Raw genomic sequence first — 24,581 nt, forward strand, 5'->3', positions numbered from 1 at the left:
TTTTACGATAATTCAATTGATTACAGATTGGCATTGATTTTGCTAAACCATTTAATGAATCCGTTTAATGAAACCATTGTACCATTTTATGGGACTTGCTGATGTCGATTTTAGAAACCACGGCCAACATCCTGAAACTGATGGTGGATCTGCAAAGCGGGATCCGGATCAGCGATGTGATTACGCATCTGAAGATGCCAAAAAGTACCGCTTCGCGGGTGATGAGTCAGCTTGAGTCTTATGGATATCTGGAAAAGGACCCTGTGCAGGGAACATTTCTGCCGGGGCCGCTGATTATGTCAGCCTCGCATCTGGTCAGTCGTCAAATGTCCCTGAGCGATCATGTCGATATCGCCCTGCGCAGTCTGTGTGAACGTACTGGCTACACCGGCTATATCTCAATGCTCGATAATCAAGAAATTCTGGTGCTACGGGTGATCCACGGTCGTCAGGCGCTGCCTGTCGTAACCTGGCCGGGTTCCCGCTCGCCTGCCTGGGGGACATCGACCGGACGCGCGTTGCTGTCGCGCTTCTCCGATATCCAACTGCATGACTTTTTTGCCAGCCCACAGGTGGTGTCGCAACTCAGCGGATCAAACCAGGATCTTAGTCTGCTGGTGGCTGCTGTCGCCCGCGCCCGTGATGCCGGGTATGCAACAGCGGTCAACGAATCCGTTGCCGATACAGCCTCTGTCAGCTGCGCGGTAGGCGACCCGGCCACACACGAAGCCGTGGCGTTCTGCCTGTCGTTTCCTCAGCATCTTGCCACCCCCGAAGAGTTGCAACGCATCGCAACGTTACTGAAAGAAACGGCCATAACCATTGCCAGAAAAACGGGCGATACGCTGGTCGCCCATTCACTTTGATTTTTCTTTTGCCAATGCCAGGAGAACACCGTGAGTCAGATCGACCATTTAAAAACACCTGCAGATAAGAGTGAGTCGCATCCCCGCGCTTTAGCGCCGTCGACCCTGCTGCTACTGCTGTTGCTCAGCATCTTTGGCGCGGTAATCGGCGTGCAGTTGCTCACCACACTTGGGGTGACACCCAACACCTCGATTATTGGCGCGATGGTGGCAATGATTATTGCCCGCATCCCGCTTCAGTGTTTTGCCCGTTTTCGCTCTATCCATATTCAGAACCTTGCGCAGAGCGCCACCTCCGCCGCGACCTTTGGCGCGGCAAACTCGCTGCTGCTGCCTATTTCCATTCCCTGGCTATTTGGTCATGAAGAGATGGTGATGCCGATGTTCTTCGGCGTGGCGCTGGCGATGCTACTGGATGCCTGGCTGCTGTACCGCTTGTTCAACACGCGTATCTTTCCGGCTGAAGGGGCATGGCCGCCGGGGATTGCTGCTGCAGAATCCATCAAAGCGGGCGATCGAGGCGGCAAGCAGGCTGTGTTGTTGAGTACTGGTATCGTGATTGGCGCCATTGGCTCGTGGTTTAAATTCCCGATGGCGGCGCTTGGCACCGCGTTTATCGGCAATATCTGGGCGTTGGGTATGCTGGGCCTGGGCTTTCTGCTACGTGGCTATTCCGATCCGCTGTTTGGGATTGATATCAACAAACTCTATATCCCTCATGGGGTGATGGTAGGGGCGGGTCTGGTGGCGCTGTTCCAGATTGTCAAATTGATCCGTCAGAGTAATACCAGTAAAGCGCAGAGCAAGAGCAGTAGCGACCTGCTGGATCATGCGCAGAACGAGCAGATCGGTAAAACCATCCGCCTGGGCGCTTTCGGATTTATCGCCATTTCGGTGCTTATTGCGCTGGGTAGCGGCCTGTACGCGCACCTCACGCTGCCGTGGCTGATCGCTTTTATGCTTTACGCCGCATTTGCTGCCTTCCTGCATGAAATGATTGTGGGTCTTGCTGCCATGCACTCCGGCTGGTTCCCGGCTTTCGCCGTGGCGCTAATCACGCTGATTATCGGCATTTTGATTGGTTTTCCACCGGAAGCGCTGGCGATGCTGTGCGGCTTCTCCGCTGCAACCGGGCCGGCGTTTGCCGACATGGGATACGACCTGAAGGCAGGCTGGATCCTGCGCGGTAAAGGTCAGCACACCCGCTTTGAACTGGAAGGCCGTCGCCAGCAGTTGATTGCCGCGATTCTGGCCTTTGTGGTGGCGATGCCGGTCGTGCTGTTTATCTTCCGCGACTACTTCTCTCAGGGGCTGGTGCCGCCGGTAGCGAAAGTGTACGTCGCAGCCATTAAGGCGGGCGTATCGCTGGATATCGCCAAATCAATGCTGATCTGGGCCATCCCTGGCGCGATCATTCAGTTGATTGGCGGACCCGGTCGCCAGATGGGCGTCCTGCTGGCGACGGGGCTGTTAATCAATAATCCGCTGGCGGGTTGGGCGGTGATCATCGGTATCTCCATTCGCGCTATTGTACTGCGGGTAGGCGGCGAACCGGTTCGTCAAAAAATCGAGGTGCTGGCGGCGGGGCTTATCGCCGGTGATGCACTGTTCAGTTTCTTTAACTCAGTCCTGCCGGGCGGCAAAAAGTAATCACGTAATACAAAGGAAAATAGTATGAGCTTAAAACAGACCATTCAGGTTTTTGAATTACTCGACAGCGCGTATGCCAGCGGCGAAAAGGTGAAGAAACTGCTGGCGGAATACCCTGGCATCGACGTCAGTGTGAAAGCGGTCAGCGGTCCGAAAGGCAGTACTGATTTCGTAAACATCGTTATCCCGGGCACCGAGGGGAAACGTAGCGGCGGCAGTGCGCCGACACTGGGAATCGTAGGGCGTCTCGGCGGTATTGGCGCACGTCCGGGCCGTATCGGCCTGGTTTCGGATGCTGATGGCGCGGTGGCGGCGATTGCCAGTGCGCTCAAGTTGGCTGAGATGCAGCGTCAGGGCGATAGCCTGCCCGGAGATGTGATTGTGAGCACCCATATCTGCCCTGATGCGCCGACACGTCCACACGAACCGGTCGATTTTATGGATTCTCCGGTGGAAACCGAAGATATGAACGAACAGGAAGTTTCCGACGAGATGGATGCGGTGCTCTCTATCGATACTACTAAAGGCAACCGCGTCATCAATCACAAAGGCTTCGCCATTTCTCCGACGGTGAAATCGGGCTATGTTTTGCGCGTCTCAGACGATCTATTGCGGGTGATGGAGATGACCACCGGGCAGTTACCGGTCACGTTCCCGATCACCACTCAGGATATTACGCCGTACGGTAACGGTGTATACCACATCAACAGTATTTTACAGCCATCCATTGCCACCACTGCACCGGTGGTTGGCGTCGCGATCACGGCCGTCAGCACCGTGCCGGGCTGCGGTACTGGCGCAAGCCATGAAACGGATATCGCACTGGTCTGCAAATATGCAGTAGAAGTGGCGAAAGAGTTTACCCGCGGCACCTGCCACTTCTTTGATAAAGCGGAGTATCAGCGCCTGCTGGATCTGTACGGTTCACTGGCGCACCTGCAAAAACGTCAGCCGGGAGTGTGACATGGCAATACGCAAAATCGGTACGCTGACCATCGGTCAGGCGCCGCGTAGGGATATCACGCCGATCCTCGACGCCGCACTGCCTGCTCATGTGGCGTGCCTGCATGCCGGGGTGCTTGACGGGCTGGACGACGCAGCGATTGCTGCGCGCTTCGCACCGCAACCGGGTGATGCGTTGCTTACCTCACGCCTGCTGGACGGTCGTGCAGTGGTAATGGGGAAACCGGCAGTGGGTGAAGCGCTGCAGCAGAAGATTGACGATCTGGAGGCGCAAGGCTGCGAACTTATCGCTCTCCTCTGTACCGGCGAATTTCACGGGCTGCACAGCAAAAAAGCATGGCTGATGGAACCAGACCAGATTCTGCCTCCGACGCTCAATGCGCTGGTGGGCGAGCGCCGTGCCGGTATTCTGGTGCCGCTGGCGTCTCAAGTCGCCAGTGAACGGGAAAAGTGGCGGGGTGCGCAACGGCCCCCGGTTTTTGCCGTTGCCTCACCTTATACCGCTAGCGAAGAGGAATTGTCCACCGCCGCCCGTTCGCTGGAAGCGCAGGGCGCGGAGGTGATCCTCACTGATTGCATGGGGTTCACCGAGTGGCATCAGGAGATTTGCGCCCGTCACGTGGCGCTGCCGGTGGTGTTGTCGAATAAACTGCTGGCCGATCTGCTGAGTAACCTACTGTATGGAGAATGAAATGAATGCATCCCAAATCATGAATTTAGTGCTGTTGAGTAATTCGGTGCTGCCGGGAACGGGCTATCTGGAATACGCACTTCCTGTGCTGAAAGCGCAACTGGGTGGGCGTCGTAAGGTGGTGTTTATCCCCTTCGCGGGGGTCACTCAGAGCTGGGATGCTTATACCGATAAAGTGCGACTGGCGCTGGCGGAGCTGTCTCTGGAGATCACCGGGATTCATACCGTGGACGATCCGAAGGCGGCCCTTGCTGCGGCGGATATCGTGATGGTGGGCGGGGGAAATACCTTTAATCTACTGAAAAAATGCCGTGAATACGGGCTGATCGATCCTGTACGTCAGGCCGTCAATACGGGGGCGTTGTACGTAGGCTGGAGCGCCGGTGCGAATCTGGCCTGCCCGACGATTCGCACCACCAACGATATGCCAATCACCGAACCGGGCGGCTTCGATGCGCTCAATCTGGTGCCACTGCAAATCAATCCGCACTTTACCAACGCACTGCCCGCTGGTCACCAGGGGGAAACCCGCGAGCAGCGCATACGCGAGCTGTTGGTGGTTGATCCACACCTGGAAGTGATTGGCCTGCCGGAAGGAAACTGGATCTCCGTGCAGAACGGCAGTGCGCAACTGGGGGGCAGCAACCCGGCGTTGCTGTTTAAAGCCAATGAGCCAGCAGTTGTACTGGTTCCCGGTCATCGCTTTTACTGACGGAGGTTGCTGATGTTAGGCATTATTCGGGTACTGACCCATGACGATCGGCATTTTGTTGAGGAACATGGTCGCCTGATTCAGCAAGAGTACGGTATTGCGAGTATCAGTCGCTGTATTGCGGATCAACGACGCGGTATTTTCGATGCCGATAGCGAAGCGCTGGCGATACCGAAAATTGTTGCGTCAGGCCAGACATTACAGGCGCAAGGCTGTACCGCGCTGTTTTTGAGCTGTGCGGCCGATCCGGGTCTCGCACAGTTGCGTGCCGCGGTGAGTGTCCCTGTTATAAGTGCTGGCAGCGCCTCCGCCAGCATTGCGGCGATGCTGAAGCGTCCGGTGGCGGTGATGGGAATTGGTGTTGGGGCACCTGCGCCATTTCGTGCCCTGCTGGGGGAAAAGGTGCGCTATGCCAGGCCAGAAGGCGTGACCAATACGACGGACTTGCTGACGCCTGAGGGGCGTGCCAGTGCGCTGGCCTGCGCCGATATGTTGTACAAGGAGGGCGCGGAGGTCATCGCGTTTTCCTGCACGGGGTTTTCAACCATCGGGCTGGCTGACGCGATTCGTAGCAAACTGGGTAAAATTGCTATCGATGCGGTCAGCGCATCCGGGTTATTTGTCAGCCAACTGGCATAATGGATGCAGGCCAGGGATAGGGCGACTTCCATCACGTCAGACAGATATATGAAGATCTTCTTCAGGCGATCGACACTTCGGAAGGTGCACTTAGTAGTCGATCCCTATCTGCGCCTTAATTCCGGCGTCAAAAGCATGCTTAACCGGGCGTAACTCGCTGACGGTGTCCGCCAGTTCGATAATCTCACGATGGCAACCGCGACCGGTAATAATTACCGTTTGATGCGCCGGGCGATTGCGCAATGCGGTCATCACCTCGTCCAGCGGCAGATAGTCATACGCGACCATGTAGGTCAGTTCGTCGAGCAAAACGAGATCCAGACTTTCATCGGCCAGCATTCTGCGACCATGCTCCCAGACGGCGAGGCAGGCTGCGGTGTCGCTTGCGCGATCCTGGGTATTCCAGGTAAACCCGGTGGCCATTACCTGGAATTCGACGCCGTGCGGTTCGAGCAAATTGCGTTCGCCATTCGGCCAGATGCCTTTAATAAACTGCACGACGCCAGCCTTTTTACCGTGCCCGACGGCGCGGGTCACTGTGCCAAACGCCGCGGTGGTTTTGCCTTTACCGTTGCCGGTAAAGACAATGATAATGCCGCGCTCTTCCTGGGCCGCCGCCACGCGGGCGTCAACCTTATCTTTTAACCGCTGCTGGCGTTCGCGGTAGCGTTCATCACTCATCGTGCGATTCCTGGTTTGCGCCCCGGCTGGGCATCAAAAGTCATTCCCGTCTTGCGACGGCTGTCGTCGCCCATCAGCCACAGATAAACAGGCATGATATCGGCGGGCGTTTTCAATTTTTGCGGATCTTCCGTTGGGAAAGCATTGGCACGCATGTTAGTACGGGTACCGCCAGGATTAATACAGTTAACCCGCAGATGGCGGCTTTGGTACTCTTCGGCCAGCACCTGCATCATGCCTTCGGTGGCAAATTTAGATGCTGCGTAGGCCCCCCAGTTGGCTCGTCCCTGGCGGCCAACGCTGGAAGAGGTAAAAACCAGCGAACCTGATTCAGATTTAAGTAATAAAGGAAGCAGCGCCTGAGTGAGCATAAAGGTGGCGTTAACGTTCACCTGCATAACTTCTTGCCATACTTCGGGTTTTTGTTGGTCCATGGGGCAAACATCGCCGAGCATACCGGCGTTGTGCAGCACGCCGTCAAGGCGCGGGTAGTGGATGGCTATCTTCTGCGCCAGTTGCTGGCACGCCTGTGGCGTGCAGGTTAACAGGTCCAGAACAAACCACTGGGCAGGGATCCCTCCCGCCTGCTGAATCTCGTGGGCGACGCCGCGCAATTTCTCTTCATTACGACCGACCAGGATGACGCTGGCGCTATAGCGGGAATAGGTCAGCGCGGCTTCACGGCCAATGCCGTCGCTGGCGCCGGTAACAAGGATGATGCGGTCCTGTAACAGGTGACGTTGCGGTTGATAATGCACGGCGACTCCTCTCAAGCGATCGGCTGGCGATCGCGCTTGCTATTAGGTCTCTCACTTTTGCGCTTTATGCCCTAAAGCGCTCGCTATTGCAATCGGCGAAACGGAAACACGTCAGAGAATTAATATCTTGCAACGATTTTATCGTCGCTGAAAAAACAGGATTGCGCCTCACGCGTAACACAAAGCACAAAGACTTATCGCGGACGGCTGATGTACACTGTGCGTCAACGTCAGTGGTTTACACAAGGTGAAAACGTGGAGTTACTTGCTCAATACGGCCTGTTTTTGGCAAAAATCGCGACGATTGTCGTCGCAATTGCGGTTATCGTCGCCATTATTGTTAACCTGACTCAGCGCAAGAAGCAGCGCGGGGAGCTCCGGGTGACCAATCTTAGCGAGCAGTATAAGGATATGAAGGAAGATCTGGCGGTTTCGTTGCTTGATGGCCCGCAGCAGAAGCGGTGGCATAAAGTGCAAAAGAAAAAGCACAAGCAGGAAGCAAAGGCCGCAAAGGCCCGGGCAAAGCTGGGTACCGCGGAGCCAGACGCGAAATCGCGGGTTTGGGTGCTGGATTTTAAAGGCAGCATGGATGCCCATGAAGTCAGCAGCCTGCGGGAAGAGATCACCGCTGTTCTGGCGGCGGTAAAAGCGCGTGACCAGGTCGTGATTCGCCTCGAAAGTCCCGGCGGCGTGGTCCACGGTTATGGCCTTGCCGCTTCGCAACTGCAACGCTTGCGTGACAAACAGATCCCGTTGACGGTAGCGGTAGATAAGGTGGCGGCCAGCGGAGGTTATATGATGGCCTGCGTGGCGAACCGAATTGTCGCCGCGCCGTTTGCGATTCTTGGCTCGATTGGTGTTGTGGCGCAGATCCCGAACATTAATCGCTTCCTGAAGAACAAAGATATTGATATTGAGCTGCATACCGCCGGTCAATACAAGCGCACCCTGACGATGCTGGGTGAAAATACGGAAGAAGGGCGGCAGAAATTCCGTGAAGATCTGAATGATACCCATCGGTTATTTAAAGACTTTGTTCATCAAATGCGGCCAACGCTGGATATTGAACAGGTGGCCACTGGAGAACACTGGTACGGCGTTCAGGCGCTTGAAAAGGGCCTTGTGGACGCGGTGGAAACCAGTGATGAACTGCTGCTGGGGCTGATGGAAAAACATGAGGTTATCAGCGTGCGCTACCAACAGCGTAAGAAAATGCTCGATCGTTTTACCGGCAGCGCGGCGGAAAGCGCCGACAAGCTACTGCTGCGCTGGTGGCAGCGTGGGCAAAAGCCGCTGATGTAACCCCGCTCATGTAAACAAAAACAAAGAAGACGCGAGGCTAAAACCTCGCGTTGCCATATCTGGCCGGTAAGCCATTTTTAATCCGCCAGGTGATACTTATCGGACAACTGGTGCGCAAGGTATTTGAACATATTAAATACCGCCGTACTTTTCGCCGTGGGCAGCCCCTGTTCATCAAGATAGAACTCGCCGCTGAATACCAGTACGCCGTTACGCTGAACGACATCGGTGGCCTCGATCCCGGCTAACGTATCTTCATGTTCGCGAATAAGCGTGTTGGCTTTTTCCAGCAGCGTCTGGCGATCGATTGGTTGGGTTGTACCTTGCATAAATACCTCCTGTGATTCTTACCGGTTAGTCTACGCCGCGCGGCGGCGCGGGGCAAATATTCCACTGTGCTTACAAGGGTATTCGCAGGCGCTTAATAAACATCAGTTTAGTGGCGGGATTTGCTTTTGCATGCTAATAAAGTTGCGTAACGAATTTTATCAGGTACAGTGTGACGCTTTCAGCGATCTGGTAACAGATTTGCTTGACATTCGGCCAAAAATTATTCGTGCTATGTCGCCAGGCCAGAAAAAGCCAGCTAACTCAGCTAACTGGTTTTATGGATGTGAAACCGGTGCAAAGGGTTGATATCCATCGATAACGACGCAACATTGGTTGTGACGTGTTTCCCGTGGATGGTGAATCAATGTGCGATGTATTCTGGATGAATCAAATTAGGTAAAGGTGAATATGGGTAAAGCTCTCGTTATCGTTGAGTCCCCGGCAAAAGCCAAAACGATCAATAAGTATCTGGGTAGTGACTACGTGGTTAAATCCAGCGTTGGTCATATCCGCGATTTGCCGACCAGTGGCTCAGCTTCCAAAAAGAGCGCCGACTCTACCTCCACCAAAGGGGCTAAAAAGCCTAAGAAGGATGAACGTGGCGCTCTGGTTAATCGTATGGGCGTGGACCCGTGGCATGACTGGAATGCGCACTATGAAATACTTCCGGGTAAAGAAAAGGTCGTTTCAGAACTCAAACAGTTGGCGGAAAAAGCTGACCACATCTACCTCGCAACCGACCTTGACCGCGAAGGGGAAGCGATTGCATGGCACCTGCGGGAAGTTATCGGTGGTGATGAACAGCGCTATAGCCGCGTGGTGTTCAACGAGATCACCAAAAATGCCATTCGTCAGGCCTTCGAAAAGCCTGGCGAACTGAATATCGACCGGGTTAATGCTCAGCAGGCGCGCCGTTTTATGGATCGCGTGGTGGGCTATATGGTTTCTCCACTGCTGTGGAAAAAAATTGCCCGTGGTTTGTCTGCCGGCCGCGTCCAGTCCGTTGCCGTACGTCTGGTGGTGGAACGCGAGCGCGAAATTAAAGCATTCGTTCCGGAAGAGTTCTGGGAGGTTGACGCCAGTACCACGACGCCGGGCGGCGAGGCATTACAACTGCAGGTGACGCATAACGGTGATAAACCGTTCCGCCCGGTTAGCCGTGATGAAACTATGGCGGCGGTCGCGCTGCTTGAAAACGCCAGCTACAGCGTGCTGGAGCGTGAAGATAAGCCGACCAGCAGCAAGCCTGGCGCGCCCTTTATCACCTCGACGCTGCAGCAGGCCGCCAGCACGCGTCTGGGATTCGGCGTGAAGAAAACCATGATGATGGCGCAGCGTCTCTACGAAGCGGGCTATATTACCTATATGCGTACCGATTCGACGAACCTCAGCCAGGACGCGCTGAATATGGTGCGCGACTATATCGATGATAAATTCGGTAAAAAATATCTTCCGGCGAGCGCTAACCAGTACGCCAGCAAAGAAAACTCGCAGGAGGCGCACGAGGCGATCCGTCCTTCCGATGTCAATGTGCTGGCCGAAACGCTGAAAGATATGGAATCTGACGCGCAGAAACTGTATCAGTTGATCTGGCGTCAGTTCGTCGCCTGTCAGATGACGCCTGCGCAGTATGACTCCACCACGCTGACGGTAAAAGCCGGGGATTTCAAACTGAAAGCGCGCGGTCGTACGCTGCGCTTTGACGGCTGGACGAAAGTAATGCCAGCTCTGCGTAAAGGCGATGAAGATCGTACCTTACCTGTGGTAAACAAAGGTGACCGCCTCAGTCTGGTTGAGCTGACGCCCGCGCAGCACTTTACTAAGCCGCCCGCGCGTTTTAGTGAAGCGTCGCTGGTGAAAGAGCTGGAAAAACGTGGGATTGGCCGTCCGTCCACCTATGCCTCGATTATTTCGACTATCCAGGACCGCGGTTATGTACGAGTGGAAAACCGTCGTTTCTATGCGGAAAAAATGGGAGAAATTGTCACCGATCGTCTGGAAGAAAACTTCCGCGATTTGATGAACTACGATTTTACCGCACAAATGGAAGACCGACTCGACCAGGTGGCCAATCATCAGGCTGAATGGAAACAGGTGCTCGACCACTTCTTTGGCGACTTCACTGCGCAACTGGAAACCGCGGAGAAAGATCCGGAAGTGGGGGGCATGCAGCCAAACCCGATGGTACTGACCAGCATCGATTGTCCAACCTGCGGGCGCAAGATGGGGATTCGCACCGCCAGCACCGGGGTGTTCCTCGGCTGTTCAGGGTATGCGTTGTCGCCGAAAGAGCGCTGTAAAACCACCATTAATCTGGTACCGGAAAACGAAGTCCTTAACGTGCTGGAAGGCGATGACGCGGAAACCAATGCGTTACGCGCCAAACGTCGCTGTAAAAAGTGCGGCACTGCGATGGACAGTTACCTTATCGATCCGAAGCGTAAGCTGCATGTCTGCGGCAATAACCCGACCTGTGATGGTTACGAGATTGAAGAGGGCGAATTCCGCATCAAGGGCTATGATGGTCCGATCGTTGAGTGTGAAAAATGTGGTTCCGAAATGCACCTGAAGATGGGGCGTTTTGGTAAGTACATGGCCTGTACTAACGATGAATGTAAAAACACGCGTAAAATCCTGCGTAATGGCGAGGTAGCCCCGCCGAAAGAAGATCCGGTTCCACTGCCGGAACTTCCCTGCGAGAAATCAGACGCCTACTTCGTTCTGCGTGATGGTGCGGCGGGCGTCTTCCTGGCTGCCAGCACTTTCCCTAAATCACGCGAAACCCGTGCGCCGCTGGTGGAAGAACTGTATCGTTTCCGCGATCGTCTGGCGGAGAAACTGCGTTATCTGGCCGATGCGCCGCAGAAAGATCCGCAGGGTAATAAAACGATGGTGCGCTTTAGCCGTAAGACGAAGCAGCAATATGTCGCTTCGGAGAAAGACGGCAAAGCGACCGGCTGGTCCGCTTTCTATATTGACGGGCAATGGACTGAAGCGAAGAAATAACCTTTATCGCTGGTAGTGAGGGCCGCATTGCGGCCCTTTTTAATCGTGCGGTATGGCGCTTGCGCATTTTGTTGCGCTTTATCTCCTCTTATAACCAGCTTATTATTTTTCGTTGGTATCTATACACTGTAGATATAAATGATATAGTGGTTATAGTTAACCGTTTCTTTATTATCAAATCGTCTTATACATCACCGTCTTCAGGATGCGTTGTGACGCCATATGGCGAATCGCAGGGATGGCCAGACAAGTGCGCCGGCCAGGAAGTGACCTGAACGTAAAATGTATTAAGCGGGTTCATTTTACGCGCTATTTGGATATCAGCCATGAAACTACAGCAACTCCGCTACATCGTTGAGGTTGTTAACCATAATCTGAATGTTTCCTCTACTGCTGAAGGTTTGTATACCTCACAGCCCGGCATCAGCAAACAGGTCCGCATGCTGGAAGATGAACTGGGCGTTCAGATTTTTGCTCGCAGTGGTAAACACTTGACTCAGGTCACGCCAGCAGGGCAGGAGATCATACGCATCGCGCGTGAAGTCTTGTCGAAGGTGGAGGCGATAAAGTCGGTGGCGGGCGAGCATACCTGGCCTGACAAAGGTTCACTGTATGTTGCAACCACGCATACGCAAGCCCGTTATGCGCTACCGGGCGTCATCAAAGGCTTTATTGAACGCTATCCTCGCGTCTCGTTGCACATGCATCAGGGCTCACCGACACAAATCGCCGAAGCTGTTTCAAAGGGCAATGCTGACTTTGCCATCGCGACTGAAGCGCTCCATCTCTATGATGATTTGGTTATGTTGCCGTGCTATCACTGGAACCGATCGATCGTTGTCACACCAGAGCATCCGCTGGCCTCTCAGGGGTCGGTTTCAATAGAAGAGCTGGCCCAGTATCCGCTGGTGACCTACACTTTTGGGTTTACCGGGCGCTCCGAACTGGATACGGCGTTTAACCGTGCCGGACTCACGCCGCGCATTGTTTTCACCGCGACGGACGCCGACGTGATTAAAACCTACGTCCGACTAGGGCTCGGGGTAGGGGTGATAGCCAGCATGGCGGTGGATCCTGTGTCTGATCCCGATTTGGTTAAGCTTGACGCCCACGGCATTTTTAGCCACAGCACCACAAAGATAGGGTTTCGTCGCAGTACCTTCTTAAGAAGCTATATGTATGATTTTATTCAACGATTTGCGCCGCATTTAACCAGAGATGTGGTCGATACGGCCGTTGCCCTGCGCTCAAATGAAGATATTGAAGCCATGTTCAAAGATATTAAGTTACCGGAAAAATAACCCTGTAAAAAATAATGGCATCCTCCAGGGGATGCCAAATTTAATAATGGCCTGGAAGCGAATAATTTAACCTCGTTTGAATCACAGTTTCGCTAACTCCCCATAACATATTTGCGAATATACCTGTTTCGATCAAAATAATGACGAAAGATATCTGTCGAAAAGTAAATTCACTGGATTAATACAAAATCCATAATTAAGATTTATCTGTACTAAGTTATTTTTAGCAATTGGTGGTGGAAGAATGATTAGTGATATCGATTATATGAAGTTAGCGATGTCACAGGAGCGTGACAAGACCGAGATAGATCCGGTTTTAAGAAGTAAGGCCTGGAGCGCCGTTATCCTTGGGCTTGCGATGTTCTGGAGCATCATTGCTCTGGTTGTCTGCAACATTTGGTTTCTAAACTAGAGCACATTACCTGTTAAAAGATCTGTGTCATTTTTATGACAAAAAAGATTTGCGAATTATTCCCATCTGATAATACAGCGGTAATAAGGCGTATATGATTTTTCTTTTGAAGAGTTTTTCCGTCAATCTACTCTCCTGAACTGATCGCCAGAATAACGGCGATCAGTTTTTTATCGTACTCGCGTACTAATACAATACCTTTGTTAGCACAATTAGCCTCTTTCAAATTCTCTCATTATTTTCACGCATATTATTCAACTTTCCTGGCATCATACTTTTTGCCTCTTTTAGCAATTTGGGGTGTTATCAAAATGTTACGCAAAAGATGTGTTATCTTTAATAATAACCCTGAGGAGCAGCAGGAGATACTATCCCTAAGGTAAAGGAGGAGCTATGTCGTCAACCCTACGCGCAGCCAGCAAGGATTCGTTACAGGTTAAAGGTAAAACCTGGCACTACTACAGCTTACCGCTAGCTGCCAAAGAACTGGGCGATCTGTCGCGTTTGCCCAAATCGCTTAAAGTACTTCTGGAAAACCTTCTGCGCTGGCAGGATGGTGATTCAGTGACCGCCGAAGATATTCACGCCCTTGCCGGATGGTTGAAACAGGCCCATGCCGACCGAGAAATCGCCTACCGTCCGGCGCGAGTACTGATGCAGGATTTTACGGGCGTCCCCGCCGTCGTGGATCTGGCGGCAATGCGTGAAGCGGTAAAACGCCTGGGAGGCGACACCGCCAAAGTGAACCCGCTTTCCCCCGTCGATCTGGTCATTGACCATTCGGTCACCGTAGATCGCTTTGGCGATGATGATGCCTTTGCAGAAAACGTCCGCCTTGAGATGGCGCGGAACCATGAGCGTTATGTCTTTTTACGCTGGGGACAGCAGGCATTCAGTCGCTTTAGCGTCGTGCCGCCGGGGACCGGGATTTGCCACCAGGTTAACCTTGAGTATCTTGGTCGCGCCGTATGGAGCGAACAGCAAGAGGGGGAATGGGTAGCCTTTCCGGACACGCTGGTCGGCACCGATTCGCACACTACCATGATTAACGGCCTTGGTGTGCTGGGCTGGGGCGTCGGCGGTATTGAAGCGGAAGCCGCGATGCTGGGGCAGCCGGTTTCGATGCTGATCCCGGATGTCGTTGGCTTCAAGCTGAGCGGTAAGCTGCGAGAGGGGATTACCGCGACGGACCTGGTGCTTACCGTGACTCAGATGCTGCGCAAACACGGCGTAGTGGGTAAATTTGTTGAATTCTATGGTGATGGCCTCGACTCACTTCCCCTCGCGGATCGCGCGACAATTGCCAATATGTCACCGGAATACGGTGCGACCTGCGGTTTCTTTCCCGTTGATGCTGTAACGCTTGACTACATGCGCCTGACCGGGCGCAGCGAAGAGCAGGTGGCGCTGGTCGAAGCCTATGCGAAAGCGCAGGGAATGTGGCGTCTGCCCGGGGATGAACCCGTCTTTACCAGCACACTGGCGCTGGATATGGCAACCGTAGAAGCCAGTCTGGCTGGTCCGAAACGGCCACAAGATCGGGTCGCCCTCGGGGACGTGCCAAAGGCGTTTGCTGCCAGTACAGAACTGGAGGTTAACCATGCGCAAAAAGATAAACGACCGATCGACTATACGCTGAACGGACAGCAATATTCATTGCCGGATGGGGCGGTGGTTATTGCCGCGATTACCTCCTGTACCAATACGTCAAACCCCAGCGTACTGATGGCCGCCGGTTTGCTGGCCAAAAATGCCGTCGAACTGGGCCTGAAACCGCAGCCGTGGGTAAAAGCGTCGCTGGCGCCGGGGTCGAAAGTGGTTTCCGACTATCTGGCCCACGCGAAACTGACGCCTTATCTTGATGAACTGGGTTTTAATCTGGTGGGCTATGGTTGTACTACCTGTATTGGTAACTCCGGACCGCTACCGGATCCGATTGAGCGCGCCATCAGGCAGGGGGATCTGACTGTCGGCGCGGTCCTTTCGGGTAACCGTAACTTCGAAGGGCGAATTCACCCGCTGGTGAAAACCAACTGGCTGGCTTCGCCGCCGTTGGTGGTGGCCTATGCTCTGGCGGGGAACATGAACCTTGATCTGACTCGTGAGCCGTTGGGACGGGGTAAAGACGGGCAACCGGTGTATCTGAAAGATATCTGGCCGAGTGGCGAGGAGGTCGCCCGCGCGGTGGAGCAAGTGTCGACGCAGATGTTCCGTAAAGAGTATGCGGAGGTGTTTGAAGGCACCGCCGAGTGGAAGGCGATAAAAGTAGAACGGTCGGACACTTACGACTGGCAAGACGATTCAACCTATATTCGCCTGTCACCCTTCTTTGATGAGATGGCGGCTGAACCCAAACCGGTGGAAGATATTCATGGCGCGCGTATTCTGGCGATGCTGGGGGACTCGGTTACCACTGACCATATCTCTCCGGCAGGCAGTATCAAAGCCGAGAGTCCCGCCGGGCGTTATTTGCTAAACCATGGTGTTGAACGTACTGATTTTAACTCCTACGGTTCCCGTCGCGGGAATCACGAGGTGATGATGCGCGGTACGTTCGCCAATATTCGTATTCGTAACGAAATGGTACCAGGTGTGGAGGGCGGGATGACGCGCCATCTTCCGGATAGTGAGCCGATTGCTATTTACGATGCCGCAATGTTGTACAAGGAAGAGGGGACGCCGCTGGCGGTGATCGCCGGGAAAGAGTACGGTTCCGGTTCCAGCCGCGACTGGGCGGCAAAAGGGCCGCGCTTGCTTGGCGTCAGGGTTGTCATCGCTGAGTCTTTCGAACGTATCCATCGCTCTAACCTGATTGGAATGGGAATATTGCCGCTGGAATTCCCGCAAGGCGTTACGCGTAAGACGCTGGGCTTAAGCGGAGAGGAAAGGATTGATATCGGTAACCTGCAGGCTTTACAGCCGGGGACAACAGTGCCGGTAACGCTGACGCGGACGGACGGTAAGCAAGAAATCATTGACTGTCGCTGCCGCATTGATACCGCCACTGAGCTGACGTACTACCAGAACGATGGCATATTGCATTATGTGATTCGCAATATGCTGTAAACCAGATGTTTTAAACAAAAGGGCCAGCAAATGCTGGCCCGTATTCTTAACGGCTTTATTTGCCCAGAAGGTGCCCCATTTTGGCGGCTTTGGTATCCAGATAGTGGGCATTTTTCGGATTGCGGCCCACAATCAGCGGTACGCGTTCCACAATATTGATTCCCGCTTCGCTCAGGATCTCGACCTTCTTCGGGTTGTTGGTTAACAGACGAACCTGATCGACATTGAGCAACTTAAACATATCCGCACACAGCGTGAAGTCACGCTCATCGGCGGCAAAACCCAACTGATGGTTGGCTTCAACCGTGTCATAGCCTTGATCCTGCAGAGCATAAGCGCGGATTTTATTCAGCAGACCAATATTGCGCCCTTCCTGACGGTGATACAGCAGAATACCGCGCCCTTCTTCGGCAATATGCGACAACGCGGCTTCCAGTTGAAACCCGCAATCACAGCGCAGACTAAAAAGAGCATCGCCGGTTAAACATTCAGAATGTACGCGAGCCAGAACCGGGGATTGCCCCGAAATATCGCCGAATACCAGCGCGACGTGATCCTGTCCGGTTGCCAGTTCTTCAAAACCCACCATGAGGAAATCTCCCCATGGCGTTGGCAGTTTGGCTTCTGCCACACGTTTAAGCTGCATGTGATTCTCCAGATTTTATCAGCACCTGACTGTGCTTCTGTTTGCCATCATTTTGCCACAATGGCGTGACGTTCGCCTAATTGCGTGCGCTCAGTTGGGCGCAAAGCGCACAAACGCGCGACTTTCCGTTATGATATTGAGGTCAATGATAAGGAGACGAGATGCTGTTAATTGCCCGACGAACCGCCGCTGCGGCGGTGGTGTTATTAGTTATGCCCGCGGTGGTCTGGGTTTCCGGCTGGACATGGCATCCCGGATTACCGGAAGGGGTGATGAAGCCCCTGTATTGGGTGACTGAAACAGTGACGCAACCCTGGGGCGTTATTACGCATGTTATTTTATGTCTCTGGTTCCTGTGGTGCCTGCGTTTTCGCCTGCGGGCGGCGATTATGCTGTTTCTGATCCTTGCTGCGGCGATTTTAATTGGGCAAGGAATGAAGTCGTGGATCAAAGACCAGGTGCAGGAACCCCGGCCTTTTGTCATCTGGCTGGAACAGACGCGGCAGGTGCCGGTGGATCAATTCTACGCGTTGAAACGCAAAGAACGCGCTAAACTGGTGCATGCGCAACTGGCGCAAGAGCAGAGAATACCGGCATTCCTGCGTAAACACTGGCAAAAAGAGACCGGTTTTGCTTTCCCTTCTGGTCACACGATGTTTGCCGCCAGTTGGGCGCTGCTCGGTGTCGGATTGCTGTGGCCGCGTCGTCGTTGGGCAACCATGGGACTGCTGCTGGCGTGGGCCACGCTGGTGATGGGGAGCCGACTGGCGCTGGGGATGCACTGGCCACAGGATCTGATTGTTGCGACGCTGATTTCCTGGCTGTTGGTGACGCTGGCGACCTGGCTCGCCCAGCGGTTTTGCGGCTCGCTTTTGCCGCCGGGTGAAGAAGCACGGGATATTAAAAAAAGGGTCGCAGCACAGGAATAATGTTGCTATTACCAGTACAAGGCGGCATATCCTGTACTGGTATCATGCTTTTCCATTTCACCGCTGCGGCGAAAATGATACTTTATAGGGCTGAACGCGGGATTTTTCGCGCAACCCACATAACGGGAAGTCATGTGAAATATTTACTTATTTTCTTACTGGTATTAGCCATCTTCGTCATTTCAGTGACGCTGGGGGCCCAGAATGATCAGCTGGTCACGTTCAACTATTTGCTCGCGCAGGGTGAATTCCGTATTTCGACGCTGCTGGCCGTGCTTTTTGCCGCCGGTTTTGTTATCGGCTGGCTGATTTGCGGCCTTTTCTGGCTGCGCGTTCGCGTCTCGCTGGCGCGCGCAGAGCGTAAGATTAAGCGTCTGGAGCACCAGATCGCGCCTGCCAGCGTTGCGCCTGCTGAAGCGGGTGTTCCTGTGGTAAAGGAATAACCCTTTATGCTGGAGTTGTTGTTTCTGCTTTTGCCTGTTGCCGCTGCTTATGGCTGGTATATGGGGCGCAGAAGTGCACAACAGTCCAAACAGGACGATGCGAGCCGTCTGTCGCGTGACTACGTGACAGGGGTAAACTTCCTGCTGAGCAATCAGCAGGATAAAGCTGTCGATCTCTTCCTTGATATGCTGAAAGAGGATACGGGCACCGTCGAAGCACATCTCACGCTCGGTAATCTGTTCCGCTCGCGCGGCGAGGTTGACCGGGCTATTCGCATTCACCAAAGCCTGATGGAAAGCGCCGCGCTGACGTATGACCAGCGTCTGCTCGCCGTACAACAGCTCGGGCGTGATTATATGGCCGCCGGGCTCTACGACCGGGCGGAGGGCATGTTCAAGCAACTGGTGGATGAAACGGATTTTCGTCTCGGTGCCTTGCAGCAACTGCTGCAAATCTATCAGGCGACCAGCGACTGGCAATCCGCTATTGAGGTAGCCGAGCGTCTGGTAAAGCTGGGGAAAGAGAAACATCGCGGCGAAATCGCGAATTTTTGGTGCGAACTGGCGCTTCAGCAAATGGCGAGCAACGATCTGGATAAGGCGATGGCGTTGCTGAAAAAAGGTGCGGCGGCGGACCGTTCCGCCGCGCGGGTTTCTATCATGATGGGCCGGGTATGGATGGAAAAGGGCGACTACGCGAAAGCGGTAGAGAGCCTGGAGCGTGTTATCGAACAGGATAAAGAGCTGGTCGTTGAAACGCTGGAAATGCTGCAAACCTGTTATCAGCAGTTGGGGAAAGCCAGCGAATGGGAGGCGTTTTTGCGTCGCTGCGCTGAAGAAAATGTCGGGGCGAGCGCCGACCTTATGCTGGCGCAAATTCTCGAACAACGGGAAGGAATCGAGCCCGCGCAAAACTATGTTACCCGTCAACTGGAGCGCCATCCGACGATGCGCGTTTTCCACAAGCTAATTGACTACCATATTAATGAGGCCGAAGAGGGGCGGGCGAAGGAGAGCCTCGGCGTTCTGCGTCATATGGTTGGGGAACAGGTGCGCAGCAAGCCGCGCTACCGCTGCCAGAAATGCGGTTTTACCTCCCATACCCTGTACTGGCACTGCCCGTCGTGCCGCTCATGGTCAACTATTAAACCGATTCGTGGCCTTGACGGGCAGTAGGTTAAAAAAAATCTGCGTTTTAGTTACAACATACTTATTAGTTATGACCGTCGTTACCTCCGCTCCCGGTAATCAAATCGCCAGGCAGGGAGGGAAATGCAGCCTGTTATTTTCGCTTTATCGCAGGTAAAATGCTGGCCGTTTACCTTTCTTGCGCCGCAGTGGCGCTTATCAACAATTAAGGTCCGGTCATGACGTCTACTGCTACATCTTTTTCCCGCGTTGTCACATCTTCGCCCGTCGTCGTTGCTCTCGATTATGATAACCGTGATAAAGCGCTGGCGTTTGTCGACCGTATCGACCCGCGCGACTGTCGTCTGAAGGTTGGCAAAGAGATGTTTACTCTGCTCGGGCCGCAGTTTGTCCGCGACCTGCACCAGCGTGGTTTTGACGTTTTCCTCGATCTCAAGTTTCATGATATCCCGAATACCACGGCGCGTGCGGTCGCTGCGGCAGCGGATCTGGGCGTCTGGATGGTTAACGTTCACGCCTCTGGCGGCGCGCGCATGATGACCGCTGCACGAGAAGCACTACTGCCCTTTGGCAGTGACGCGCCGCTGCTGATTGCGGTAACCGTGTTAACCAGCATGGAAGCCAGCGATCTACAGGCGCTGGGAATCTCCCTTTCTCCGGCAGATTACGCTGCGAAGCTGGCGGCGCTGACCCAACGCTGCGGTCTGGATGGTGTCGTCTGCTCGGCGCAGGAGGCGGTGCGTTTCAAACAAGAACGTGGCCAGGCGTTTAAGCTGGTGACGCCCGGCATTCGTCCTCTGGGCAGCGATGCCGGCGACCAGCGGCGAATTATGACGCCGGAACAGGCGCAGGCGGCTGGCGTCGATTATATGGTGATTGGCCGTCCGGTAACCCAGTCTGCCGATCCGGCTGCCACGCTGCGCAGCATCAACGCATCGCTAAACAAGGGGGCATGATGAGCGATTCCAGTAGCCGTCTGGTGTATTCAACGGATGGTGGCCGTATTGATGAGCCCAAACAGGTACAGACGCGTCTGAAAGGAGACGGTATTGTGCGCATCCAGCGCCAGACCAGCGGCCGCAAGGGTAAAGGCGTATGCCTGATTAGCGGAATTGATGAAAATGATGATGCGCTGGCTAAACTAGCCGCCGAACTGAAAAAGAAATGCGGCTGCGGTGGGTCGGTGAAGGATGGCGTAATAGAGATTCAGGGCGATAAGCGCGATTTGCTGAAATCGTTGCTGGAAGCTAAAGGTATGAAAGTTAAGCTGGCTGGCGGTTAATTAATTATTAAGGCCGCGATATTTATCGTGGCCTTAATTTTTTGCCGGGGGTATCAGCCAGCGGCTGTAAATTAATTTTATAGTGCGTGGTAAATATTATTTACCCACCTGGTGGCCGATAATCCCGCCGACTGCCGCGCCGCCCAGCGTACCCAGGGTGCTGCCGTCCGTTAATACCGCGCCGCCGATAGCGCCGGCACCCGCACCGATTGCGGTGTTGCGGTCGCGTTTAGACCAGTGAGAACAAGCGCTCAGAGACATTGCAACCGTGACGGCCAGCACTACAGCGGTCATTTTTTTGTTCATTGAAGTCATCATTTTTTTCTCCTGAATAATCTATTCATGGATACAACTTCCTTTAAGCATAGCGTGTTACTCCAGCCCAGGGGTTATTCCATGTCACTTTCGTTGCGCAGGTGTTACTTTAATCACGCAGGTGATAGTCACTTCCTGTTATATCGCTAATATTAATTCTACTTTCTATAAATTTTTCAGGCAGGTAAAAACTCTGAATTGAGGCGTCGGAAAAGTCTCAGACGAAACTCAGGCCGGACATTGTCCGGCAAAGCGTCGCGCGTAATAGCAAAAAAGGGGAATCAGGGATGGTCGACGATATCGACGGCTAATCCGCATTCGATTAATTGATTGCGAACGGCATCGCTAAGATTATTATCGGTAATAAGGCGATTAAATCGCCCGACAGGGCCGAGTGGATAGGGGTGAACAACATTGAACTTCGAACTGTCGCTAAGCACAATGGCTTCACAGCCCTTTTCCAGCACCGCATTGACCACGTCGGCTCGCATCATATCCCGTCCGGTAAATCCGGTTTCAGCCTGCCAGCCGTCAATACCGATAAAAGCCTTACTAAAATGGACCTGCTGGATACAGTGCCGTGTCAACGGGCCAACCATACTTTCACTGCGTTTTTGATAAATTCCGCCAAGCAGAATGACTTCCCCGGGAGACGCTTTCAGCAGATGCGCGATATAGCTACTGACGGTAATAATAGTAACATCACCGCGATCGGCAAGCGTACGCGCAAGCAGAGCGTTACCGCTACCGTTCTCGATAAATACCGTCTCACCAGAGGAGACAAGCGTAGCAGCCCATGCGGCCAGTTCACGTTTGATGGCGAAATGGGTCATCATCCGGGTTTCCACATCTTCGCTATCCAGTGGAACCGCGAAGCCGTGGGTACGACGCAGATAGCTCTGCTGTTCTAATAAATTCAGATCCTGGCGGATGGTGACTTCAGAGACACCGGTCATCTTCGCGAGATCGGCCACGCTGATGCGGCCTTTATCGATGACCATTTGCAAAATACTTTGTTGTCTGGCGTTCATAGCAACATCACGGTTAAGGGCTATTTGGGCTAACGAGTGGTCTTATGCGGCCGGTGGTAACGAGGAAATTATTAAATTTCCCACGGCGCTTTAGGCTGACCGGATTTCTCTTCCTGTTCGTCGCTGGAAAGCGCCTGCAGTTCAGCTTTCAGAATTTCCAGGTTATGGATAGCGGAGTGATAATCCCCGGCAACCAGAATATCCAGCACGGTATCGATACGTTGGGCGAGCAGGCGGGTATTCAGTTCTGACATGGCGTTATCCTGATAATAAATGTGAATAAAATCAATGATGCTAAAAATAGAAGAAAAAGAGAAGTGAAAAAAACGTACAACTCAATTATCTGCGCAGCGTTGCAGGCAATACCCAGAAAAACAAGGAAAAGGTAGAAATACGGCTCCACATGCGGGAGCCGTAGAGGGCCGTTTATCAGGCCGCGGGGCGTGCAATCACGCTACGGGTTTCCATGCGAACTTCAGCAATCGTAATGTCGATAACGTCGGTTACCTTATAGACGATTTCGCCTTTAATTTGCACGGTGCCGTTTTCCGGGCTGCAAACCAGTTCATCGCGTACGGCGTGCAGGAATGGCGCCGGAATAAAGGCGATCGCGCCATTATCAACCAGACGCACGCGCATGCCGCCGCGGCTGATATCAACGATTTCAGCGGCAAAACGGGTATCGGTTCCGGCTTTAGGGCTCAGATAGCGGGCGTACAGCCAGTCACCGACATCGCGCTCCGCCATGCGGTTGAGGCGACGGCGTTCCGCCATTTGTACCGTAACGTCATCCTGCGGACGGGCGATGGCTTCCCCTTTGATAATCGCTTTCAGCAAACGGTGATTGATCATATCGCCATACTTACGGATCGGGGAGGTCCAGGTTGCGTAAGCATCAAGGCCCAGGCCAAAGTGCGGACCCGGCTCGGTGCTAATTTCCGCGAATGACTGGAAGCGGCGAATACGGCTGTCGAGGAAACCGGACGGCTGAGCGTCGAGCTCACGACGCAGTTTGCAGAAGCCCTGCAGCGTTAATACTTCCTCTGGATCAACGTGCACATCGTGCGTCTTCAGCAATGCCGCTAATTGCTCGGTGTTTGCTGGATCGAACCCGGTGTGAACGTTATAAATGCCGAAGCCGAGTTTATCGCGCAGGACGCGGGCCGCACAAATGTTGGCGGCAATCATCGACTCTTCCACAATACGGTTAGCGATACGGCGCGGTTCGGCGACGATGTCCAGCACTTCGCCTTTTTCTCCCAGCACAAAGCGATAATCCGGGCGATCTTTGAACACCAGCGCGTGGTTCTGGCGCCATTCGCTACGCCGCAGGCAGACATCCTGCAGCAGTTTAATTTGCTGCGCGATGGTTTCACTCTCCGGCTGCCAGCTACCGTGGTTTTCCAGCCAGTCGGAAACCTCATCGTAGGCCAGTTTCGCTTTGGACTCGATGGTGGCGGCGAAGAACTCAATATCGTCTTCGATAGCGCCATCATCAGCCAGAATCATGCGACAGGCCAGAACCGGACGGACTTCGTTGGCGCGCAGGGAGCAGAGATCGTCAGACAGCTCGCGTGGCAGCATCGGAATATTGAAGCCCGGCAGGTAGTTGGTAAAGGCGCGGGTTTTCGCCGTATTGTCCAGCTTGCTGCCTGCCGTGATCCAGGCGGTCGGATCGGCGATAGCGACGGTCAGGTGCAGTTTACCGTCAGCGGTCTGCTCTGCGTACAGGGCATCATCCATATCTTCAGTGCTTGCGCTGTCGATGGTCACGAAAGCCAGCGCGGTTAAATCGCGGCGTTCCAGACCTTCATCAAGCATTTCAGTTGCGACGCCGCCCGGCGCCTCTTTTTCCAGATGATGACGCGCCAGAGTGACCCACCATGGCACGAAATGGTCATCCCCATAGGTGATGTACTGGGTGAGTTCGGCATAGAAACCGCGGTCGCCTTTCAGCGGATGACGGCGCATTTCGGCTACGGCCCAGTCACCCTCTTTAAAATCATGCTCTATGCCGCGAACGGCCCGGCAGGGAATGGCGTCTTTCAGCAGCGGATGATCAGGAACGATGGAAAGACGATCATCTTTCTTATGAACTTTGCCGACAAAACGCGTCAGAAACGGCTCAACCAGCTCTTCCGGCTCAGCGCTTTCGCGTTCTTTTTCCGTATTGACCACGGCGATAATACGATCGCCATGCATCACTTTTTTCATTTGCGGCGGCGGAATGAAATAGCTTTTTTGGGCGTCGACTTCGAGAAAGCCGAACCCTTTTTCCGTCCCCTTAACGACGCCTTCAACACGCGGCGTCTGGGAATGCAGTTGCTGTTTAAGCTGCGCTAGCAGCGGGTTGTCCTGAAACATAATGTCGTATTTTCGTGGCTAAAAGAGCGGCTGACATTTTTACGC

Annotated in this window: 24 protein-coding genes; 16 read left to right on the forward strand and 8 right to left on the reverse strand. The window is 53.8% G+C overall.

Annotated features, from left to right (window positions below; all coding sequences use genetic code 11):
• The first annotated feature begins 101 nt into the window (after positions 1–101).
• From FE839_RS20755 to FE839_RS20780, 6 genes are all read left to right on the forward strand, one after another.
• Positions 102–866, forward strand: a complete 765-nt coding sequence (locus FE839_RS20755) for an IclR family transcriptional regulator (RefSeq protein ID WP_138362662.1) — start codon at positions 102–104, stop codon at positions 864–866.
• 105 nt (positions 867–971) lie between these two features.
• Entirely contained in the window at positions 972–2,516 is a 1,545-nt protein-coding gene (locus tag FE839_RS20760) for an OPT/YSL family transporter (protein WP_241675662.1), read from the forward strand.
• Positions 2,517–2,540: 24 nt separating this feature from the next.
• Positions 2,541–3,479, forward strand: coding sequence for a DUF1177 domain-containing protein (locus FE839_RS20765; RefSeq protein ID WP_138362663.1), 939 nt, complete (start codon positions 2,541–2,543; stop codon positions 3,477–3,479).
• A 1-nt stretch (position 3,480) separates the two neighbouring features.
• Complete coding sequence (locus FE839_RS20770) at positions 3,481–4,170, forward strand: AroM family protein (protein WP_138362664.1); 690 nt, start codon at positions 3,481–3,483, stop codon at positions 4,168–4,170.
• Between the two features lie 19 nt (positions 4,171–4,189).
• Positions 4,190–4,882 carry a dipeptidase PepE gene (pepE, locus tag FE839_RS20775; protein ID WP_138362795.1) on the forward strand — a complete coding sequence of 231 codons (693 nt, stop codon included), beginning with the start codon at positions 4,190–4,192 and terminating at the stop codon, positions 4,880–4,882.
• Between the two features lie 12 nt (positions 4,883–4,894).
• The gene (locus tag FE839_RS20780; protein WP_138362665.1) at positions 4,895–5,521 is read left to right on the forward strand and encodes an aspartate/glutamate racemase family protein; all 627 of its coding nucleotides are present in this window, start codon (positions 4,895–4,897) and stop codon (positions 5,519–5,521) included.
• 90 nt (positions 5,522–5,611) lie between these two features.
• On the opposite strand, the gene cobO is transcribed toward FE839_RS20780, so the two are convergent.
• Together cobO and FE839_RS20790 are read right to left on the reverse strand one after the other, a co-directional pair.
• On the reverse strand, positions 5,612–6,202 hold the full coding sequence (gene cobO / locus FE839_RS20785; RefSeq protein WP_138362666.1) for a cob(I)yrinic acid a,c-diamide adenosyltransferase: 591 nt from the start codon (positions 6,200–6,202) through the stop codon (positions 5,612–5,614).
• Positions 6,199–6,960 (reverse strand): YciK family oxidoreductase, encoded by a 762-nt coding sequence (locus FE839_RS20790; RefSeq protein WP_138362667.1) that lies wholly within the window; start codon positions 6,958–6,960, stop codon positions 6,199–6,201. The genes cobO and FE839_RS20790 overlap by 4 nt, the downstream gene beginning before the upstream one ends.
• 255 nt (positions 6,961–7,215) lie before the next feature.
• On the opposite strand from FE839_RS20790, the gene sohB reads away from it, so the two are divergent.
• On the forward strand, positions 7,216–8,262 hold the full coding sequence (sohB, locus tag FE839_RS20795; RefSeq protein ID WP_138362668.1) for a protease SohB: 1,047 nt from the start codon (positions 7,216–7,218) through the stop codon (positions 8,260–8,262).
• 77 nt (positions 8,263–8,339) lie between these two features.
• On the opposite strand, the gene FE839_RS20800 is transcribed toward sohB, so the two are convergent.
• Positions 8,340–8,591, reverse strand: coding sequence for a YciN family protein (locus FE839_RS20800; RefSeq protein WP_138362669.1), 252 nt, complete (start codon positions 8,589–8,591; stop codon positions 8,340–8,342).
• A 409-nt stretch (positions 8,592–9,000) separates the two neighbouring features.
• Here FE839_RS20800 and topA point away from each other — a divergent pair, with 409 nt between their 5' ends.
• The 4 genes from topA (at position 9,001) to acnA (ending at position 16,377) form a co-directional block, all read left to right on the forward strand.
• A complete protein-coding gene (gene topA, locus FE839_RS20805; RefSeq protein WP_138362670.1) occupies positions 9,001–11,598 on the forward strand; it encodes a type I DNA topoisomerase in 2,598 nt (865 codons plus the stop codon).
• Positions 11,599–11,924: 326 nt separating this feature from the next.
• Positions 11,925–12,899, forward strand: coding sequence for an HTH-type transcriptional regulator CysB (cysB, locus tag FE839_RS20810; protein ID WP_138362671.1), 975 nt, complete (start codon positions 11,925–11,927; stop codon positions 12,897–12,899).
• Between the two features lie 244 nt (positions 12,900–13,143).
• The gene (locus FE839_RS20815) at positions 13,144–13,311 is read left to right on the forward strand and encodes a YmiA family putative membrane protein (RefSeq protein ID WP_138362672.1); all 168 of its coding nucleotides are present in this window, start codon (positions 13,144–13,146) and stop codon (positions 13,309–13,311) included.
• A 393-nt stretch (positions 13,312–13,704) separates the two neighbouring features.
• The gene (acnA, locus tag FE839_RS20820) at positions 13,705–16,377 is read left to right on the forward strand and encodes an aconitate hydratase AcnA (RefSeq protein ID WP_138362673.1); all 2,673 of its coding nucleotides are present in this window, start codon (positions 13,705–13,707) and stop codon (positions 16,375–16,377) included.
• A gap of 55 nt (positions 16,378–16,432) precedes the next feature.
• Here the strand turns inward: acnA and ribA are convergent, their stop codons facing one another.
• Positions 16,433–17,023 carry a GTP cyclohydrolase II gene (gene ribA, locus FE839_RS20825; protein ID WP_138362674.1) on the reverse strand — a complete coding sequence of 197 codons (591 nt, stop codon included), beginning with the start codon at positions 17,021–17,023 and terminating at the stop codon, positions 16,433–16,435.
• Positions 17,024–17,184: 161 nt separating this feature from the next.
• On the opposite strand from ribA, the gene pgpB reads away from it, so the two are divergent.
• The 5 genes from pgpB (at position 17,185) to yciH (ending at position 20,826) form a co-directional block, all read left to right on the forward strand.
• Complete coding sequence (pgpB, locus tag FE839_RS20830) at positions 17,185–17,952, forward strand: phosphatidylglycerophosphatase B (RefSeq protein ID WP_138362675.1); 768 nt, start codon at positions 17,185–17,187, stop codon at positions 17,950–17,952.
• 134 nt (positions 17,953–18,086) lie between these two features.
• Complete coding sequence (locus FE839_RS20835; RefSeq protein ID WP_138362676.1) at positions 18,087–18,395, forward strand: LapA family protein; 309 nt, start codon at positions 18,087–18,089, stop codon at positions 18,393–18,395.
• 6 nt (positions 18,396–18,401) lie between these two features.
• Positions 18,402–19,571 carry a lipopolysaccharide assembly protein LapB gene (lapB, locus tag FE839_RS20840; protein ID WP_138362677.1) on the forward strand — a complete coding sequence of 390 codons (1,170 nt, stop codon included), beginning with the start codon at positions 18,402–18,404 and terminating at the stop codon, positions 19,569–19,571.
• 191 nt (positions 19,572–19,762) lie between these two features.
• Positions 19,763–20,500, forward strand: a complete 738-nt coding sequence (pyrF, locus tag FE839_RS20845) for an orotidine-5'-phosphate decarboxylase (RefSeq protein WP_138362678.1) — start codon at positions 19,763–19,765, stop codon at positions 20,498–20,500.
• Entirely contained in the window at positions 20,500–20,826 is a 327-nt protein-coding gene (gene yciH / locus FE839_RS20850) for a stress response translation initiation inhibitor YciH (RefSeq protein ID WP_138362796.1), read from the forward strand. The genes pyrF and yciH overlap by 1 nt, the downstream gene beginning before the upstream one ends.
• Before the next feature lie 96 nt (positions 20,827–20,922).
• Here yciH and osmB read toward each other — a convergent pair whose 3' ends face one another.
• The 4 genes from osmB to FE839_RS20870 form a co-directional block, all read right to left on the reverse strand.
• On the reverse strand, positions 20,923–21,144 hold the full coding sequence (osmB, locus tag FE839_RS20855) for an osmotically-inducible lipoprotein OsmB (protein WP_138362679.1): 222 nt from the start codon (positions 21,142–21,144) through the stop codon (positions 20,923–20,925).
• Between the two features lie 278 nt (positions 21,145–21,422).
• A complete protein-coding gene (gene yciT / locus FE839_RS20860) occupies positions 21,423–22,172 on the reverse strand; it encodes a DNA-binding transcriptional regulator YciT (protein ID WP_138362680.1) in 750 nt (249 codons plus the stop codon).
• A 71-nt stretch (positions 22,173–22,243) separates the two neighbouring features.
• Positions 22,244–22,426 carry a YciZ family protein gene (locus tag FE839_RS20865; RefSeq protein ID WP_138362681.1) on the reverse strand — a complete coding sequence of 61 codons (183 nt, stop codon included), beginning with the start codon at positions 22,424–22,426 and terminating at the stop codon, positions 22,244–22,246.
• A 175-nt stretch (positions 22,427–22,601) separates the two neighbouring features.
• A complete protein-coding gene (locus FE839_RS20870) occupies positions 22,602–24,536 on the reverse strand; it encodes an exoribonuclease II (RefSeq protein ID WP_138362682.1) in 1,935 nt (644 codons plus the stop codon).
• Positions 24,537–24,581: the final 45 nt, after the last annotated feature.

Source organism: Klebsiella indica (assembly GCF_005860775.1).
Classification (GTDB): Bacteria; Pseudomonadota; Gammaproteobacteria; order Enterobacterales; family Enterobacteriaceae; genus Klebsiella; species Klebsiella indica.